General features: G+C 68.7%; 17 protein-coding genes. 11 read left to right on the top strand and 6 right to left on the bottom strand.

The features are described from left to right. Positions 1–30: 30 nt before the first annotated feature. Positions 31–1,059 (bottom strand): Acg family FMN-binding oxidoreductase, encoded by a 1,029-nt coding sequence (locus ACWEVR_RS18485; RefSeq protein WP_452467934.1) that lies wholly within the window; start codon positions 1,057–1,059, stop codon positions 31–33. Positions 1,060–1,365: 306 nt separating this feature from the next. Between ACWEVR_RS18485 and ACWEVR_RS18480 the strand changes: the two genes are divergently transcribed. Together ACWEVR_RS18480 and ACWEVR_RS18475 are read left to right on the top strand one after the other, a co-directional pair. Further along, a complete protein-coding gene (locus tag ACWEVR_RS18480; protein WP_452467933.1) occupies positions 1,366–2,883 on the top strand; it encodes a SulP family inorganic anion transporter in 1,518 nt (505 codons plus the stop codon). Between the two features lies 1 nt (position 2,884). Beyond that, entirely contained in the window at positions 2,885–3,253 is a 369-nt protein-coding gene (locus ACWEVR_RS18475) for a MerR family transcriptional regulator (RefSeq protein ID WP_452467932.1), read from the top strand. On the opposite strand, the gene ACWEVR_RS18470 is transcribed toward ACWEVR_RS18475, so the two are convergent. After that, entirely contained in the window at positions 3,254–4,315 is a 1,062-nt protein-coding gene (locus tag ACWEVR_RS18470) for a hypothetical protein (RefSeq protein ID WP_452467931.1), read from the bottom strand. A 170-nt stretch (positions 4,316–4,485) separates the two neighbouring features. On the opposite strand from ACWEVR_RS18470, the gene ACWEVR_RS18465 reads away from it, so the two are divergent. The 6 genes from ACWEVR_RS18465 (at position 4,486) to ACWEVR_RS18440 (ending at position 11,252) form a co-directional block, all read left to right on the top strand. Beyond that, complete coding sequence (locus ACWEVR_RS18465) at positions 4,486–6,558, top strand: acyltransferase family protein (protein WP_452467930.1); 2,073 nt, start codon at positions 4,486–4,488, stop codon at positions 6,556–6,558. Positions 6,559–6,614: 56 nt separating this feature from the next. Then, on the top strand, positions 6,615–7,196 hold the full coding sequence (locus tag ACWEVR_RS18460; RefSeq protein WP_067496979.1) for a TerD family protein: 582 nt from the start codon (positions 6,615–6,617) through the stop codon (positions 7,194–7,196). A gap of 156 nt (positions 7,197–7,352) precedes the next feature. Further along, complete coding sequence (nhaA, locus tag ACWEVR_RS18455; RefSeq protein WP_452468080.1) at positions 7,353–8,642, top strand: Na+/H+ antiporter NhaA; 1,290 nt, start codon at positions 7,353–7,355, stop codon at positions 8,640–8,642. Between the two features lie 15 nt (positions 8,643–8,657). Continuing rightward, positions 8,658–9,185, top strand: coding sequence for a TerD family protein (locus ACWEVR_RS18450; protein ID WP_452467929.1), 528 nt, complete (start codon positions 8,658–8,660; stop codon positions 9,183–9,185). Continuing rightward, complete coding sequence (locus ACWEVR_RS18445; protein WP_452467928.1) at positions 9,182–9,883, top strand: response regulator transcription factor; 702 nt, start codon at positions 9,182–9,184, stop codon at positions 9,881–9,883. Before ACWEVR_RS18450 ends, ACWEVR_RS18445 begins: the two co-directional genes overlap by 4 nt. Then, positions 9,870–11,252: an ATP-binding protein gene (locus ACWEVR_RS18440; protein ID WP_452467927.1), complete on the top strand. Its 1,383-nt coding sequence runs from the start codon at positions 9,870–9,872 to the stop codon at positions 11,250–11,252. The genes ACWEVR_RS18445 and ACWEVR_RS18440 overlap by 14 nt, the downstream gene beginning before the upstream one ends. A gap of 195 nt (positions 11,253–11,447) precedes the next feature. On the opposite strand, the gene ACWEVR_RS18435 is transcribed toward ACWEVR_RS18440, so the two are convergent. Both ACWEVR_RS18435 and ACWEVR_RS18430 read right to left on the bottom strand, forming a co-directional pair. Continuing rightward, complete coding sequence (locus ACWEVR_RS18435; protein ID WP_067496968.1) at positions 11,448–12,113, bottom strand: MspA family porin; 666 nt, start codon at positions 12,111–12,113, stop codon at positions 11,448–11,450. A gap of 34 nt (positions 12,114–12,147) precedes the next feature. Continuing rightward, the gene (locus tag ACWEVR_RS18430) at positions 12,148–12,792 is read right to left on the bottom strand and encodes an MspA family porin (protein ID WP_452467926.1); all 645 of its coding nucleotides are present in this window, start codon (positions 12,790–12,792) and stop codon (positions 12,148–12,150) included. Between the two features lie 285 nt (positions 12,793–13,077). Here ACWEVR_RS18430 and ACWEVR_RS18425 point away from each other — a divergent pair, with 285 nt between their 5' ends. Further along, positions 13,078–13,449 carry a hypothetical protein gene (locus tag ACWEVR_RS18425; RefSeq protein ID WP_157105087.1) on the top strand — a complete coding sequence of 124 codons (372 nt, stop codon included), beginning with the start codon at positions 13,078–13,080 and terminating at the stop codon, positions 13,447–13,449. Next, on the top strand, positions 13,398–13,862 hold the full coding sequence (locus tag ACWEVR_RS18420; protein WP_452468079.1) for a CinA family protein: 465 nt from the start codon (positions 13,398–13,400) through the stop codon (positions 13,860–13,862). Before ACWEVR_RS18425 ends, ACWEVR_RS18420 begins: the two co-directional genes overlap by 52 nt. Here the strand turns inward: ACWEVR_RS18420 and ACWEVR_RS18415 are convergent. Further along, positions 13,859–14,896, bottom strand: a complete 1,038-nt coding sequence (locus ACWEVR_RS18415) for a beta-ketoacyl-ACP synthase 3 (RefSeq protein ID WP_452467925.1) — start codon at positions 14,894–14,896, stop codon at positions 13,859–13,861. The two genes, ACWEVR_RS18420 and ACWEVR_RS18415, sit on opposite strands and share 4 nt — an antisense overlap. A gap of 93 nt (positions 14,897–14,989) precedes the next feature. Here ACWEVR_RS18415 and ACWEVR_RS18410 point away from each other — a divergent pair, with 93 nt between their 5' ends. After that, positions 14,990–15,571: a TetR/AcrR family transcriptional regulator gene (locus tag ACWEVR_RS18410; RefSeq protein WP_067642643.1), complete on the top strand. Its 582-nt coding sequence runs from the start codon at positions 14,990–14,992 to the stop codon at positions 15,569–15,571. On the opposite strand, the gene ACWEVR_RS18405 is transcribed toward ACWEVR_RS18410, so the two are convergent. After that, on the bottom strand, positions 15,562–16,473 hold the full coding sequence (locus ACWEVR_RS18405) for an alpha/beta hydrolase fold domain-containing protein (RefSeq protein WP_452467924.1): 912 nt from the start codon (positions 16,471–16,473) through the stop codon (positions 15,562–15,564). The two genes, ACWEVR_RS18410 and ACWEVR_RS18405, sit on opposite strands and share 10 nt — an antisense overlap. Positions 16,474–16,513 lie beyond the last annotated feature (40 nt).

Here is a 16,513-nt window from a genome sequence, read left to right as displayed (position 1 = left end):
CGGCGCTGACGGGGACTGCCGGGCGGAGAACTAGGCCATGGCGAACACGGTTTCGTCGTACTCTATGACGTCGTCCACGAGGCGGCGAGGAGTGGATTCCAGGGGTGCGGCGGCGTGGGGCATGACGCCGAGGCGGACCATCACATGCGGGAAGGCACATTCCTGCAGGACCGTGGTGCGGATCTGGTCGCGCAGGTCGAGCATGCCGAGGGGTTCGGACTGCAGACTGGTGGCGAGACCGAGCCGGGTGGCTTCGAGCAGGATGGCGCTCGTCGCCTCGCCCGCGCGCAGCTGGGAGAGCCGGGTGTCACGCGGGGTACACACCACCAGCCAGTGCGCGGCGTCGGGTTCGTCGGTGAATTCCGACAGCTGCGCGTCGGCGAAGACCCGCACCGGTAGTTCGTCGGGGCGGCGGGGCGCGGGGGCGTTGTGGGCGGGCACTCCCGTGAGCTCACCGTGGCAACCGCTCCACTCGCTCAGTTCCGCGAGGTAGTCACCGTCGACGGCGTGCCGGGCGGCGGCCGAGCGCATGGGTTCGGCCAGCTCGGGCAGCAGCATGTCGGGGACGTGGCGGGCCGCGGCGCCGAACCGGGAGGCACAGCGCGACACCGTCCGCAGGTCGCGTGCCGGGATGGGCAGGTCGGGGAAGCGGCGCCGGTCGGAGCGGCGCTCATGGATGGCGGCGGCCAACCGGATGTCGTGATCGCTCGGCGAGCGCGGGGTGAGTTCCACCCGCGCGAGGTGATCGGGCCGCGCGGGATCGGGCAACCGTTCGACGACCGCGTGCCAGCCGAGCATCGCGAAGGCGACGGTCAGATGGTGCAGCGCGGCACCGCAGCTCACCGTGAGCGCGCGAGCGCGCGGATCGGTCGCGGTGACCTGACGGCCGAAATCGGCGAACAGGTCGACGCGGCCGTGCCCGATGTGCCACCGCCACGGTTGGGTGTTGTGCACCGACGGTGCCCGCACAGCCAACTCCACCGCGTCACGGCACGTCTGTGTACTGGGTCTCTTGCGAAGCAATGTCCGCCCCCGACTTCCTCTTGGCGAATACTCCATTTCGTCGAGCTCGGTAACCGACCCTAGGCGCGCCACCTGGCACTTTCCATGTGATCTGGGCCCTTGACCAGTTCGTGACCTGGGCGCGGATCGCGCGAGAACCCCCGTCGATCGCCGAATCCAGCGCCCACTCCCCCGTCACGAGCGCGGGCGGCAGTGGCGAAGCTCGCACCCCGGGGTTATCTCCTCGTGACCACCGGCGACGGACTCTACCCTTACGGGAGGGTAGAGTCGGTCGATCGCACGGGCGTCCGCTCGTGCCGGCCGAGCGCCGTGAGAGCGACACTTTTTCGTTGGGAGCAGCCGATGGGGACACCTGTGTCCGCCAGTAGACAGACCGAAGGGTCGGTGATGGCCGCGCTGCGCAGCCCGCGCCGGCTCCGCACGGAAGTACTGGCCGGGCTGGTGGTCGCGCTCGCACTGATCCCCGAGGCCATCTCGTTCTCGATCATCGCCGGGGTCGACCCGCGGGTCGGGTTGTTCGCGTCGTTCACCATGGCCGTCACCATCGCGTTCGTCGGTGGCCGCCCGGCGATGATCTCGGCCGCGACCGGCGCTGTCGCCCTGGTGATCGCACCCGTTATGCGGCAGTACGGACTGGACTACCTGATCGCCACGGTCATCCTCGCCGGTGTGCTGCAGATCGTGCTCAGCGTGATCGGGGTCGCGCGGTTGATGCGGTTCATCCCGCGCAGTGTGATGGTCGGGTTCGTCAACGCGCTGGCGATCCTCGTCTTCACCGCGCAGATCCCGCACCTGCTCGGGGTGCCGTGGCTGGTGTATCCGATGGTCGCCATCGGTATCGCGATTATGGTCTTGCTGCCCAAGCTGTCCGACGTCGTCCCTGCCCCGCTGGTGGCGATCGTGCTGCTCACCGCCGCGACCCTCGTGTTCTCGCTCGACGTCCCGAACGTGGGTGACGAGGGCGAGCTGCCGTCGAGCCTGCCCTCCTGGCTGATCCCCGATGTGCCGTTCACGCTGGAAACGCTGAAGATCATCGCCCCGTACGCGTTGGCGACGGCGTTGGTCGGCCTACTCGAGTCGTTGATGACCGCCAAGCTCGTCGACGACATCACCGACACCCACTCCGACAAGACCCGCGAGGGCTGGGGCCAGGGTGTGGCCAATGTGGTGACCGGCTTCTTCGGCGGTATGGGCGGCTGCGCCATGATCGGCCAGACGATGATCAACGTGAAGTCCTCCGGTGCGCGCACCAGGATTTCGACGTTCCTGGCCGGGTTGTTCCTGCTGATCCTGGTCGTCGGGCTCGGTGACATCGTCGCCCTGATCCCGATGGCCGCCCTAGTCGCCGTGATGATCATGGTGTCGGTCGGCACCTTGGACTGGCACTCGATCGCCCCGAAAACCTTGCGCCGCATGCCTTTCGCCGAGACCACGGTCATGCTGGTCACCGTCGCCGTCACGGTGGCGACGCACAACCTCGCCTACGGCGTGATCACCGGCGTGCTCACCGCGATGGTTGCCTTCGCCCACCGCGTCGCCCACTTCACCGAGGTCGAGAAGATCGGCGAGGCCGATATCGACCACGACGGCGACATCGACACCAGGGTCTACAAGGTGCGCGGCGAACTGTTCTTCGCCTCGAGCAACGACCTGGTGTACCAATTCGACTATGTCGACGACCCACGCAATATCGTGATCGACATGTCCGACGCGCACATCTGGGACGCCTCGACGGTCGCCACCTTGGACGCGATCACCACCAAGTACGAGTCCAAGGGCAAGAAGGTCGAGATCGTCGGGCTCGACGCGGCCTCCGAACAGCGCCACGGCAGGCTCTCCGGGCACCTGGCAGGGCACTGAGATGCCCGCCCGCGCGCATTTGCAGATCGGTCAGGTCGCCGAACGAACGGAGTTGTCGGTCAAGACGATTCGGCACTACGACGAGGTCGGCCTGGTGCGGCCCTCGGCACGCAGCGTGGGCGGGTTCCGCCTGTACACCGAGGACGATATCGACCGGCTGCTGGTGATCCGCCGGATGAAGCCGCTCGGCTTCACCCTGGCCGAGATGGGCGAATTGCTGTCCGCGCTCGACGATCTCGGTAACCCGTCGGCCCGTGAACTGCTCGCCGCGTTGCACGCCAAAGCCGAGGACAGCGTCGCGAAACTACGCCGCCAGCTCGCTTACGCCGAGGAGTTCACGGCGTTGCTCGCCGAGCGACGACCGCGCTGATCACTTCTGCCAGTAGTTCTTCGGGCCGACGGTGGTGGCCGCCGCGTTGGCGCCCGCCTTGCACCATTCCTCGAGACTGCTGTTGTCGGACAGGTCGATATAGATGCCGGTGGCCTGGGTGAAGTAGCGGTGGCTGTAGGCCGACCACTGCACCCGGGTGGCGGACATGATGTCGCCGTGGCAGGTATCGCTGGCCAGACCCGTGGTGGGGCACCAGATTCCCCAGTCCTGGGTCTGGCCGTCGAGAGTGTCGTAGGCGGAGCGGGCGGCGGAGTCGGAGGGGAACACCAGCACGTTCACCGACACCAGGATGTGGTCGTCCTTGTCGATGTAGGAGCCGGTGATATTGGTTGTGCACCCGTTGGACGTGATCGCGGACGACACATTGTCGGAGTTGCCCGGTTGGTCGCACCCGTGTTCGCCGCTGGCGCGCAGGGTGTAAAGCACGCCCTTGGAGTCGGTGAAGCTCTGCGGCAGCAGGGCTTTCACGGTGAGCGGGGTGTCGTCGGTGGACGCGCTGTCGAGGGAGTTCCAGTCGAACGGCTTCGAGGTCGGTGCGGCCGAGGTGGTGGAGTAGGTGGACGGCACCGTCGAGGACGTGGTGGTGGCCGCGGCGACGACGGGCGAATCGGAATCGGAGTTGCCGCCGATCACCACCGCGATCACGATGAGCACGAGGAACGCGCAGACCACCGCACCGCCGATCAGCCACGGCGTCGACGACGATCCGGACCGCGCGTACGGCGGCCGCGGCTGCTGCCACTGCGGCTGCCCCATCATCGGCTGACCCTGCATCGGCTGACCCTGCATGGGCTGACCCTGCATGGGTTGACCGGGCATCGGCTGCTGCCACGGCTGACTCACCGGCGGCTGCTGCCACGGCTGACTCTGCTGACCGACCGGCCACTGCGGCTGGCTCGGCGGGGGCTGCTGCCCGAAACCGGACGCATCCGCGCGCACCGTCGGCGGGGCGGCATCGGCCTGTTGTCCGTCGGCACGCGGTGTCATCCACCACGAACCCTGATCGTCGGCACCCCCGGCGGGCGGATCTTCGCGTGTCACAGGTCTCTCCCAGCCCCGCGCGGCATCGATTCGGTGATGTCCGCGTCCCTTCCCGAAATTTTGGCGTCTGTTCGGGTGGAAGGCAAACCCGTCGCACCATCTTCGCTGCGGCGCACGGTTTTCGATGCCTCGATGTGACATCCACGCGGGCCGCGTGATAGTCACATGACATGGCGTGGTCACCCTCGGTTCTCTCGCCGGAGACCTCGGCAGGTTCGGGCTCGACGGCCGAACAACGCAGCGGCACAGTGCAATACCGCTCCGACCTCGACGGTCTGCGTGGCCTCGCGATCGCCCTGGTGGTGGTTTTCCACATCTGGTTCGGCCGGGTGTCGGGTGGCGTAGACGTCTTTTTGGTGCTGTCCGGTTACTTCTTCACCGGGATGCTGCTGCGCCGCGCCGAGCACGGTCCACGCGGGTGGGTGTGGCCGGTGGTGCGCCGGACCGCGCGGCGGCTGCTGCCTGCCATGGCGGTGGTGCTGGCCGGGGTACTGGTGGCCTCCACGCTGCTGCTGCCCTACACCCAGTGGTCGGCGGTCGCGGCGCAGACGCTCGCCTCGCTGCTGTTCGCGCAGAACTGGGAATTGGCGCTCACCTGGGCCGACTATCTGGCCGCCGACCCGTCGGTGAGCCCACTGCAACACCTCTGGTCGATGTCGGTGCAGGGCCAGTTCTATCTGGTCGCGCTGATCCTCGTCGCGGTGTGCGCACGACTGCGCCAGGCGCGAGCCGTGGTCGGAGTGATCGTGATCGCCGCTGCCGCCGCATCATTCGTGTACGCGACCCGGGGCACCGCGACCCATCAGGGCTGGAACTACTACGACACCTTCGCGCGCGGCTGGGAACTGCTGATCGGCGCGGCACTCGCGGTCGCCGCACCGTACCTGGTGCTGCCGCGCTGGTGCCGGGCGCCGCTGGCCGCCCTCGGCATCGCGGGAGTCGTGCTGTGCGGCTGGCTGATCGGTGACGCCGCCAACCGCTTCCCCGGCCCGGCCGCCCTGCTTCCGGTGCTCGCCGCAGCCGCGGTAATCGTGTCGGTCGCGAACGTGCCACGCCACGAATGGGAGGGCCCCAACCGGCTGCTCGCGCACCGGCACATGCGGTTGCTCGGCGAACTCGCCTACCCGCTGTACCTGTGGCACTGGCCGATTCTCATCTTCTTCCTCACCGAACGCGACAGCACCGACGTCGACCTGCTCGGTGGCACCGGCGTGATCGCGGTGTCGCTGGCACTGGCCTGGCTCACCAACCAGCTGATCGAGAAACCACTGCGCGCCAAGACCCGCAGGCCCGGCAGGCGCCTGGTCACCGCGGGCATCGCGGCACTGCTCGCGGCCGTGGTGGCGACCGCGTCGGCCTGGGAGTTCGCCGTCGTGCGAGCGGCGCCACCGGCCGCGACCACCGACGTCGAGGCGACCAGGTACCCCGGGGCGCGAGCACTCACCGCCAACACCCCCGTCGCGCCCGAACCGTTGCGGCCCAACCTCTTCGAGGCCCGCAACGACCAGCCGCCGCCGACGCTCGACGGCTGCATCGCCGACTGGAACACCCGCTCCGTCGTCACCTGCACCTACGGCGACCCCGACGCCGAACGCACCATCGCCATGGCGGGCAGCTCCCACGTCGAACACTGGTTGCCCGCGCTGCAGGTGCTGGCCGAGGAGCATTCCTTCCGCATCCAGGTGTATCTGAAGATGGGGTGCCCGCTCACCCTCGCCGAAGACGCCACCTACAACGGCGAACCCATCCCCGACTGCCGGGACTGGTCGCGCGAGGTGATCGACCGGCTCGGCACCGACCGCCCCGACTGGGTGTTCACCATCGGCACCCGGCCCCGCGACGCCGGCGGCGACGAGACCCCGCCGGAATTCCTCGATGTGTGGACGGCCCTGTCCGAGCGCGGCCTCGCGGTGCTCACCCTGCGCGACACACCGTGGCTGCGCCGCGACGGCGTGCGCTACCGCGCCACCGACTGCCTGGCCTCGGGCGGCGACCGCATCAGCTGCGGCATGCGCCGCAGCGACGCACTCGACCCGATCGACCCGCAGCGCGAAGCGGCGGCACCCTTCCCGCACGTCTTCCCCGTCGACCTCACCGACGCCGTGTGCGGCCCGACCGTCTGCGCCGTCGCCGAGGGCAATGTGCTGATCTACCACGACGAGCACCACCTCACCGCCACCTACTCGCGCACCCTCGCCGACGCGCTCGGCCGCGCCATCGGCCCCGTGCTCGGATGGTGGTGAGGCACCGAAATCGCTTGGGCATGCGGGCAACTCGGGAAGTCCGTAGCCTCGGAGCTGTGATTACTCTGAAGAAGGAAGACGGCGCGGCCGATCTCGCCGGTATCACCAAGATGAGCGTGGGGGTGAGCTGGGACCCGTCGGCCGGTTCCAGCGGTGGACTGCTCGGCATCGCCCGGCGCAAGCGCGGCGTCGACCTCGACCTCGTCGCCGTCCTGATGCAGGGTGGCGAGCCGGTGCGTTTCGCCGGTCTCGATTCGCTCGACCCGCTCGGCAACGGCGCGGTGCTGCACACCGGTGACGAGCAGACCGGCGCGGCCGCGGGCGACGACGAGACCGTGCACGTCACCTTCGCGAATGTGCCGACCGCGATCGACGCCATCGTGTTCGTCGCGGCCGCGTTCAAGAAGGGTTCCTCGTTCGACAAGGCCAACAACGTCTCGTTCAAGATCTACGACGCCACCGGCGCCGACAGCCAGCCGGTGGCCGATATCTGGCCGTCGCTGCTCGGCGCCGAGAACGCCAACGCCATCGCGCGGGCCTTCCGCAACGGCCCGGTGTGGCAGCTCGAGGTGCTCGATCGCAAGGGCAAGATCAAGCAGGGCGACAAGCAGGCGCTGCTGCGTTTCGCCCTCGGCTAGCGACGCGCACGGTTTGCACCGGGTGGGTCGGTGCGGCAAAGTTAGGCTCGGTGCGCCGGGAAGTCTGGTCGGCAGCCCGGCTCGAATTCCGTCGAGTGGGGTTCGAGCGAAGACGGGAACCCACATGTCCGCACCTACCACTCCCCGGCACGGATGATCCGCGCAGCACGCCGCACCGTTCTCACCCGGGGCAGCTGGCCCGAGGCCCGTCGCGTCAGCGAGGTGCTGCGCCGCGAAACGGTCGGCGGCGTCCTGCTGATCGTCGCGGCGATCGTCGCCCTGGTCTGGGCCAATACGCCATGGGCGGATGCCTATGTGGCACTGCGCGACTACCGCGTCGGCCCCGAATCACTGCACCTGAACCTGACGCTGAGCCAGTGGGCCGCCGACGGGCTGCTCGCCGTCTTCTTCTTCGTCGTCGGCCTCGAACTCAAACGCGAGTTCGTGGCTGGCGACCTGCGGGATCCGCGCCGCGCCGCGCTGCCGGTGGTGGCGGCCGTCGGCGGAATGGCCGTGCCCGCGCTCATCTACTTCACGATCAACCGGGGCGGCGCGGTCGACGGCTGGGCGATCCCCACCGCCACCGACATCGCCTTCGCGCTCGCCGTGCTCGCGGTGATCAACACCCACCTGCCCACCGCGCTGCGCACCTTCCTGCTCACCCTCGCCGTGGTCGACGACCTGCTCGCCGTCACCGTGATCGCCGTCTTCTACACCAGCGAACTGCACCTGCCCTACCTGGCGCTGGCCCTGATCCCGATCGCCCTGTTCGCCGTCGCCGTGCAGCGCCGGATCAGTTCGCCGTTCCTGCTGGTGCCGCTGGCCCTGGTCACGTGGTGGCTGGTGCACTCCTCCGGCGTGCACGCCACGGTGGCGGGCGTGCTGCTCGGTTTCACCGTTCCGGTACTGGCCGGACGCGGCGAGACCGACACCGAACACGGCCTGGCCGAACGGTTCGAACACACCATCCGCCCGCTCTCGGCCGGGGTGGCGGTGCCGGTGTTCGCGTTCTTCGCGGCCGGTGTCACCATCGGCGGTCTCAGCGGGTTCACCGATTCCCTCGCCGACCGGGTGACGCTCGGCATCATCGCGGGCCTGGTCGTCGGCAAGCTCGTCGGCATCACCGCGACCACCTACCTCACCGCCAAACTCACCCGCGCCGAACTCGACGCCGACCTGGCCTGGGTGGACGTCGCGGGTGTCGCGCTGCTCGGCGGCATCGGCTTCACGGTGTCGCTGCTGGTCGGCGAACTGGCCTTCGCCGACGACCACACCCGCGCCGACCACGTCCGCATCGGCGTGCTGGGCGGCACGCTGGCCGCGGCCCTGCTGGCGACCATCGTGTTGCGCGCGCGCAACCGCGTCTACCGCCGCCTCGACGAGGCCGAACACGTCGACGCCGACGGCGACGGCATCCCGGACGTCTATCAGCAGACCCCACACTGATCCAGGAGCTCCACCATGTCTCTCACCCACGTGACCGTCGGCCTCGGCTGGGACCCCGCGCCTCCGAGCGGCCCCTTCGGCAATACCCGCAAGGACATCGACCTCAATGTGACGGCCCTGGCATTCGCGGGCAACGACTTCGTCGACGCGGCGTTCCACGAGCAGCTCACCTCCCGGGACGGCGCCCTGCGCCATCTCGGCGACAGCGTCACCGGCGACGGTGACGGCGACAACGAGATCATCACCGTCGACCTCACCCGCGTCGACGCCGCGACCAGCACCATCGTCTTCCTCGTCACCTGCTACACCGGACAGACCTTCGAGCAGGTCGTCAACGGCTTCTGCCGCGTCGCCGACAGCGTCACCGGGGTCGAGCTCGTGCGCGTCGACCTGTCGAGCGCCACCTCGCACACCGGCTTCGTCCTCGGCAAACTGCACCGCACCGGCACGGGCTGGGAGTTCACGATGATCGGTGACCCGATCTTCGCCGATCACCCGACCGTCGCCCTGCCCCAGCTGACCGTATATTTGGGCCCGGTATGAGCGCGCAGTTGATGATCGTGGAGGACGACACCCGGGTTCGGGAGTCGTTGCGGCTGGCGATGGAGGACGAGGGGTACATCGTCGCCGAGGCCGAAAGCGCCGAACACGCGCTGGAACACGTGCACAAAGTCGGCGTGCCGGACGTCCTCATCGTCGACCTCATGCTCGGCGGCATGGACGGTTTCACCTGCATCCGGGAAGTGCGCCGCGAACACGACGTACCGATCATCGTGGTCAGCGCCCGTGACGACACCCACGACGTGGTCGCCGCCCTGGAAGCGGGCGCCGACGACTTCGTCACCAAACCCTTCGAGGTCAAGGAACTGACCGCGCGGATCAGGGCCGTGGGCAGACGCACCCGCAACAACACCGAACGCGAGGTGGTCGAACTCGTCCTCGACGCCGACCGGCAGCTCATCCTCTGCCCGGAGCGCGGTTCGGTGCGGCTGGCGGGCGAAGACGTGCACCTGACGCTCACCGAATTCCGGTTGCTGTGCGAACTGGCACAGAACGACGGGCTCGTGCTGAGCAGGCAGGTGCTGCTCGACAAGATCTGGGACCGCGGGTTCTTCGGCGACGACCGCATCGTCGACGTGCACATCCGCCGCCTGCGCACCAAGATCGAACGCGATCCCGCCGAACCGCGCCTGATCGTCACCGTGCGCGGGCTCGGCTATCGCCTCGATGCCGGGTCCTGAGTTGCCCACCCGGTTACGCGGCCTGCGTGGTCGCGTAACAGCGGCGTTCGTCCTCAGCGCCAGCCTCGTCGCGGTGCTGCTGTCGGGTTCGGTGTATGCCATCAGCACCAATTACATGGAGTCCCAACGGGTTCGGACGGTCGAACGCGCGGTAGGGGTGCACGCCGAGATCCTGCGGTTGCGGATGGAATCGCTGGCCACGGGGCAGGAGGCCCTCGAATCGTTGCGGCTGCCCGCCGGAACCATCGCCCTCCTCGACACCACAACGGGCACCGGCGTGCTCGGGGCCGACCAGGCCACCGTCGCCACGCTCGAACGGGCCGCCGAGGTGCCCTCGCCCGCCACCCGTGTGCGCATCGCGGGCGAGCCCTATCTGCGCACCGCGACTTACGTCGAAAACGGTGCCGTCCTCCAGGAATTCGCGCCGCTGCGCGAGCTGGAGGACACCCTGAAGATGCTGCGCACCATCCTCTTCGCCTGCGCGGTGCTCGCCGTCGCGGTGGCCGCCGCGCTCGGCGCCTGGGCCGCGCACCTCGCGCTGCGCCCGTTGCGCCAGGTGGCGGGCACCGCGTCGCGCATCGCCGCGGGCGACCTCGACCTGCGCTTGTCGCGGCCCGAAGACGTCGATTTGTCGCCGACCGTCGAGGCCTTCAACGCCATGGTCGACTCCCTGCAGCGGCGCATCGAACGCGAACGCAGGCTCGTCTCCGACCTCAGTCACGAGTTGCGCACCCCGCTCACCACCCTGACCACCACCGCGACCGTGCTGGCCGGGCATCGCGACGAACTGTCCGAAAGACCGCGCGCCGCCCTGGGACTGCTCGTGGAGGAGACCACCTACCTGCGCGGTCTGCTCGACGACATGCTCGCCCTCGCGCGCGCCGAGGCGGGCATCCACCGCTCCGACCCGGCGCCGCTGTCGCTGGCCGAACTGCTGGCCCACCTGCTCGCGAGCCGTCGCGTCGTGGCCGAGGTGCTCACGGCCACCGACCCGGGGCTGGTGCGCGGGCGGCGGATGGAACTCGAACGCGCCCTGCTCAACCTGCTCGTCAACGCCGAACGTCACGGTGGCGGTGTGGCCGCGGTGCGCGTCGAGCGCGACGGCGACGACGTGCGCGTCACCGTCGACGACGAAGGCCCCGGTGTCGAGGCGGCCGACCGCGAACGCATCTTCGAACGCTTCGTCACCGCCTCGCGTCGCACGGGCGGCACCGGCATCGGCCTGGCTCTCGTCGCCGAAACCGTTGCGGGACACCAGGGCCGGATCCGCTGCTCGGAGCGGCCGGGCGGTGGTGCGCGCTTCGAGTTGACACTGCCCGCGCTGGATCGTCACGTGATCGCAAAGAAAACGTCCGAGCCGCCGCAATGAAAGTGATCCATTCTCGTCACGGTCACCGGGTCGGGTGATCGCCACGGCCTCGGGCTGGAGGAGGACAAGTCGCGCTGCCACGGCACGCGGCCGATTCCCGAAGTCGTCGCGCGACACCGACACCGGTGACTTCTCGTCACAACGCGGCGGGGCCCGGCGCCACTCGGACGCCGGGCCCCGCTGGGGTTGTCAGGATCAGCCGATGCTGAAGGGCTGGCCCCACAGGGTGACGACCGAGCTCACGTTCTCGGTCTCCACCTTGACCTTCACGAAGGCACGCGCCTGGGCGTACCCGGCGCAGCCGCTCAGGCCGATGGTCGAGTCGGCCCAGGTCACCGAGCCGCTCTTGCCCTTGAACTTGTTGTTGGTGCCGTGGTCCTCGTTGCCGTAGTCGTCGGCCTTCTCGATGTCGAGAATGTAGAACGACTTGGCCTGGCCGGGGCCGAGGCTCAGTTCGGCACCGGACTCGGCGCCGACGCTCACGTCCTCGCCGTCCCAGCTGCTCTCGCCCTCGACACCACCCTCGACGCCGCCGCCGTCGATGTTGACCTGGCAGCCCACCACGTAACCGGGGTAGATCTTGCCGCCCTTGGCGTTACCGGAGACCTCGACCTGCGCGGAGCCGGACACCCACGCGTTGCGGTGCACCGGGGTCGAGCCCATCGACGGGCTGATGAGGGCCGACTCGCCGACCAGGCGAACGGTGACGGTCGAGCCGTCGGACAGGGTCTTGACGATCTCGCCGCCGGGCAGCGGAACGAAGGTGTCGGCGTTGGCGGCACCGGCGGACAGCAGGCCGAAGGTCACGGCGGCCGCGCCGACCAGACCGGCCATGCGGGCCGAATTCTTACGGTCGATCATGTGTGTCATTCCTTGCGATCGAAGTCGGATGCGCTCAGCCGATGCTGAACGGGGCACCGTAGAGGGTGGTCTTGGAGTAGTGGTCGCCGATGATCTCCACGACCGAGTAGGCGCGGGCCTGGGCGTAACCGGCGCAGCCCTGGATCTCGATCTCGACGTCCTGGTACTCGACCGAGTAGACGCCCGCCTTCAGGATGTCCTTCTTCTCGATCTGGACGAACTTCACCTCGCCGGGGCCCAGGTCGAGGCCGACCGAGCCGCCGATGCTGCCGCCGGACAGGTCGATGCCGCCGGAGACGCCCGCGGAGATGGCGTCGTCACCGATGGCCACCTGGCAACCGACGATGTAGCCGGTGTTGAGCTGCGAGGCACCGTGGGTGGAGGAGTTGTTGGAGCCGTCCTTGCCCGACGGACCGTTGAACGGGCCGACCTCGCCCTCCGGCGTCGCGGTGACGTCGGCGGTAACGGTGCCCGAGACCCAGGCGACGCGGCCGGCGCCGTTGGCCGCCAGCGACGGCGAAACGGTGGCGCGCTCGGCGGTGCGGGTGATCGTCACGCCCGGGCCTGCCTTCTGGCCGTCGGGCAGCGGGACGAAAGCGTCGGCGCCGGCGGAACCGGCGGCGAAACCACCGAGTGCGACCGCGGCGGCCGTGGCCACGTAGAAGCGTTTGATTGTCATTCTTCCCCTCATCAGGTTCGAGCGGTATCGCCTCGACGTCGGCACCTGGCAGGGCGCGTCGAGGGCCGGATCGAAGCATTCACGCGCCCCATGGCGGGGTGAGAACCAGTCGAGGACCCGGCGATGAAGCTCACGGAACGAGAAGATTTCCGGTTCTTTGCGATGGTGTTGCGATGGGCGCAGTCCGATCGTCACACATGCGGCGTTCAGCCAATGTTGCGAAGTTCGGTATAGGGGGCATGATTTCGATGTTCCCTGGATAGTTGCTGCATTACGGTTTCCCACATGGACGACATCGAGTTGGATTTGCCGAGCGTCGCTTCTCCCCACAACTCCGGACGAATTCTCGACATCGGCGCGGTCGGATTGCGCAACCCGCTTCCGGTCGACGGTGAACAGACCCACGCCTATGTTTCCTGCGTCGACGGCACCACCCTGCGACTGCCGGATTCTTTGCAGAACTGGGCCATGCAGACCCTCGCCGCGAACTACGACCTGCGCGCCACCGGCCTGCCGTCGCTGTTCCCGTGCCGGTTCGAGTTCGGCATCCGCGACGGAGCGGCCTACGCTGTTCCAGTGAGCGATCAGGCGCGTCAGAGGAGGCCATCATCACCACCGCAGCAGATGTCGGCGACTTCGCCAAGCGTCACGGGCTGACAGTCGCCGTAGCCGAATCCCTCACCGGCGGTAACCTCGCCGCCGCCCTCGCGGCGGCACCCGACTCCGCGCAATGGTTCCGCGGCGGGGTCGTCGCGTACTCCGTGACGGTGAAGCAGTCCGTTCTCGGCGTGCCCGACGTGCCGGTGGTATCGGAGACGGCCGCACTGGCCATGGCCGAAGGCGTGCGGGCCCTGACCGACGCCGATATCGCCGCCGCGACCACCGGCGTCGGTGGGCCGGGCGATCAGGACGGCGAACCGGCGGGGTCGGTGTGGTGCGCTGTCGCCACCCGCGACACCTCCTGGGCCGTGCATCGCGATTTCGACGGCGAACCCGAGCAGGTGCTCGAGCAGTCGGTGCGATGCGCGCTGGAGATGTTGGGCGAGAGCGAGAAGCGCTTCACCGGCTAGACGATCGGTGGCAGGTGCACCACCTGGCCCGCGTACGCCAGACCCGCACCGAAGCCGAGCAGCAACGCGGTCTGGCCGGGTTCGGCGGCGCCGGTGCGCAGCAACTGTTCCATGGCCATCGGAATCGAGGCGGCACTGGTGTTACCGGTGTCGACGATGTCGCGCGCCACGGCGACGGTGTCGGGCAGGTCGAGGGTGCGGACCAGCGCGTCGGTGATGCGGATATTGGCCTGGTGGGGCACGAAGGCGTCCAGGTCGGCTGCGGTGACACCGGCCAGCTTCAAGGCCTCCCGGCACGCCTGCTCCAGAAAGGTGACGGCCCAGCGAAACACCTCGGTGCCGTTCATCCGGATGTAGGGCCGCACCGTCGTACCGCCACTGGCCTCGGCGGCCGCCACCTCGGCGAAGTACTCCTGGAAGTCCTTGTCCTGCTTGATCGCCGAGGTGCGTGACCCGTCCGAGCCCCACGCCACCGGGCCGATCCCCTCCTGCTCGGCGGCGCCGACGACCACCGCGCCCGCGCCGTCGGCGAAGATGAACGCCGTGCCGCGATCGGTGCGGTCGAGCAGGTCCGAGAGCCGTTCCACACCGATCACCAGCACGTGGCGCGCCTGACCGGAGCGGACCAGGTTGGCGGCATCGGCCAGCGCGTAGCAGAACCCCGCGCACCCGGCGGAGATGTCGTAGGCGGCGGTGTCGTGCATGCCGAGTTCGGTGGCGACCACCGCACCCGCCGAGGGGCCGAGCACCATCTGCGACGAGGTCGCCAGCAGCACGGCGTCGACCTGGTCGGCGGTGATGCCCGCGGCGGTGAGGGCGTCGCGGGCGGCGGCGGTGCTCATCGACACAATGGTCTCGTCGTCTTCGGCCCAGTGCCTGGCGGCGATGCCGGATCGGGTCTTGATCCATTCGTCGGAGGAGTCGATGGCCTCGACGATCTCCGAGTTGGGCACGACGCGGCGCGGCCGGTACACGCCGAGGCCGAGAATTCCCGTGTGGGTGATCGGAATCGAGGTGGCGATGGGGGTTGGCATGACATCCTCTCCATGTGAACCGATCGGTTCATCCGTCATAAGGTCTAACATGAACCGATCGGTTCAATCAAGCGTTTCGGGGAGGAGAGTCGGATGCCGGCCGGACCACGCGCCCGACTGATCGAGCACACCATCGCGACCGTGCAGGAGCACGGTGTGCACGCGGCAGCGTTGAGCGAACTGCTCAAGCGGAGCAATACCTCACGCAACTCGCTCTACCAGCATTTTCCCTCCGGCAAGAGCGAACTGGTGCAGACCGCGGCCCGCATCGTGTCGCGGCTGGTGTACTCGCACGTCAGCGCCGTGGCCGACGCCCTGCAGACCGCGCCGTCGGCGCAGCAGTGGCTGACCGACCTGTTCGCCTTCTGGCGGGTGCCGCTCGAACAGAGCGAGTTCCGGGCGGGTTCGTTCATGATGGCCGCCGCGCTGGACGAAAGCGATCCGGTGGTGCAGTCGATCGCCGGGCAGGCCTTCGCCGAATGGACCGCGCGTCTGGCCGACGGCATCGTCGCGGCCGGGATCGAACGGGCGACGGCGGTGTCACTGGCCGGGTTCCTGCTCACCACCATCGAGGGCACCATCGTGCACAGCCGGGCGCTCAAGTCGGCGCATCCGTTCGATCAGGCGGTCACCCAGCTGACCATCCTGTTCAACTATCACCTGTCTCAGCGTTGAGGTGAAACATCCTGTGCGCCATTGAGATCCGCGCACAGCGTGGTGACGATGTGGCGGCGGGCCGTTGCGCCTTCGGGACTCGGGGTCAGCGGATACACGTGCACCAGACCCGGTTTCTCGATGAAGTCCAGGTCGACACCGGCCGCGCGCGCCTTGTCCCGCAGCAAGCGGGCATCGGGATTGAGGATGTCGTCGGTGCCGGTGAACAGGGTGATCGGACCGAGGCCGGTGAGATCGCCGAACAGGGGGCTCACCATGGGGTCCTTCATCGGCAGCTCGCCGCTCCACCGGCGGCCGTAGACGAGGCCGCCGTCGCGACCGAGCCACGGGTCGCGCTGCTGCACGACATCGATCTGCGGGTTCTCGAGGGTGAGGTCGAGAGCCGGGGAGATGAGGACGGTGCGCGGCAGTGTGGCGCCGAGGTCGCGTAGGTGCAGTGCGGTGGACAGGGCGATCTGGCCGCCGGCCGAATCACCGGCGAGGAAGGTGGGGCCGTGTTCGTCGGCGCTGGTGCGGACGAGGTCGGCCACGCGGGGTATCACCTCGGCGGCAGTGCCGAACGGGATGAGCGGGTAGATCGGCACCGTCACCCTGAGCCGGGCGCGGATCGCGAGCATGGCGGCCAGGCGCCAGTGCTGCACCGCGATCTCTCCGACCCAGCCACCGCCGTGCGCGTAGACCAGACCGCCGCGTGCTCTACCGGCGCGCGGGGTGAGGGTGTACACAGGCCAACCCGCCTCGCGCACCACGGTGATGTCGACTCCGCGCAGGGTGCGCGGTGGGCCGTAAGGCAAAGGACGAAGCGCCAGTTCGCGGATATTCGCCTCGGCGCGTTCGGCATTGATGTAGTTGCGGTTGCGGCGGGCGACACGGAGGAACCCCGGAATCACGAACCGACTCATCACTGTCGCCACCACGACCTCCACTCCCCCGCGACGACAC

Source organism: Nocardia sp. NPDC003979, assembly GCF_053605015.1.
Note: the sequence above shows the minus strand (reverse complement) of the source record. Positions and strands in the feature narration are given on the sequence as shown.

Coding starts and splice junctions, on each gene's coding strand:
- ACWEVR_RS18485 (WP_452467934.1), bottom strand. CDS start 1,059: ATGGAGTATTCGCCAAGAGGAAGTCGGGGGCGGACATTGCTTCGCAAG.
- ACWEVR_RS18480 (WP_452467933.1), top strand. CDS start 1,366: ATGGGGACACCTGTGTCCGCCAGTAGACAGACCGAAGGGTCGGTGATG.
- ACWEVR_RS18475 (WP_452467932.1), top strand. CDS start 2,885: ATGCCCGCCCGCGCGCATTTGCAGATCGGTCAGGTCGCCGAACGAACG.
- ACWEVR_RS18465 (WP_452467930.1), top strand. CDS start 4,486: ATGGCGTGGTCACCCTCGGTTCTCTCGCCGGAGACCTCGGCAGGTTCG.
- ACWEVR_RS18450 (WP_452467929.1), top strand. CDS start 8,658: ATGTCTCTCACCCACGTGACCGTCGGCCTCGGCTGGGACCCCGCGCCT.
- ACWEVR_RS18445 (WP_452467928.1), top strand. CDS start 9,182: ATGAGCGCGCAGTTGATGATCGTGGAGGACGACACCCGGGTTCGGGAG.
- ACWEVR_RS18440 (WP_452467927.1), top strand. CDS start 9,870: ATGCCGGGTCCTGAGTTGCCCACCCGGTTACGCGGCCTGCGTGGTCGC.
- ACWEVR_RS18435 (WP_067496968.1), bottom strand. CDS start 12,113: ATGATCGACCGTAAGAATTCGGCCCGCATGGCCGGTCTGGTCGGCGCG.
- ACWEVR_RS18430 (WP_452467926.1), bottom strand. CDS start 12,792: ATGACAATCAAACGCTTCTACGTGGCCACGGCCGCCGCGGTCGCACTC.
- ACWEVR_RS18425 (WP_157105087.1), top strand. CDS start 13,078: ATGGACGACATCGAGTTGGATTTGCCGAGCGTCGCTTCTCCCCACAAC.
- ACWEVR_RS18415 (WP_452467925.1), bottom strand. CDS start 14,896: ATGCCAACCCCCATCGCCACCTCGATTCCGATCACCCACACGGGAATT.
- ACWEVR_RS18410 (WP_067642643.1), top strand. CDS start 14,990: ATGCCGGCCGGACCACGCGCCCGACTGATCGAGCACACCATCGCGACC.
- ACWEVR_RS18405 (WP_452467924.1), bottom strand. CDS start 16,473: ATGAGTCGGTTCGTGATTCCGGGGTTCCTCCGTGTCGCCCGCCGCAAC.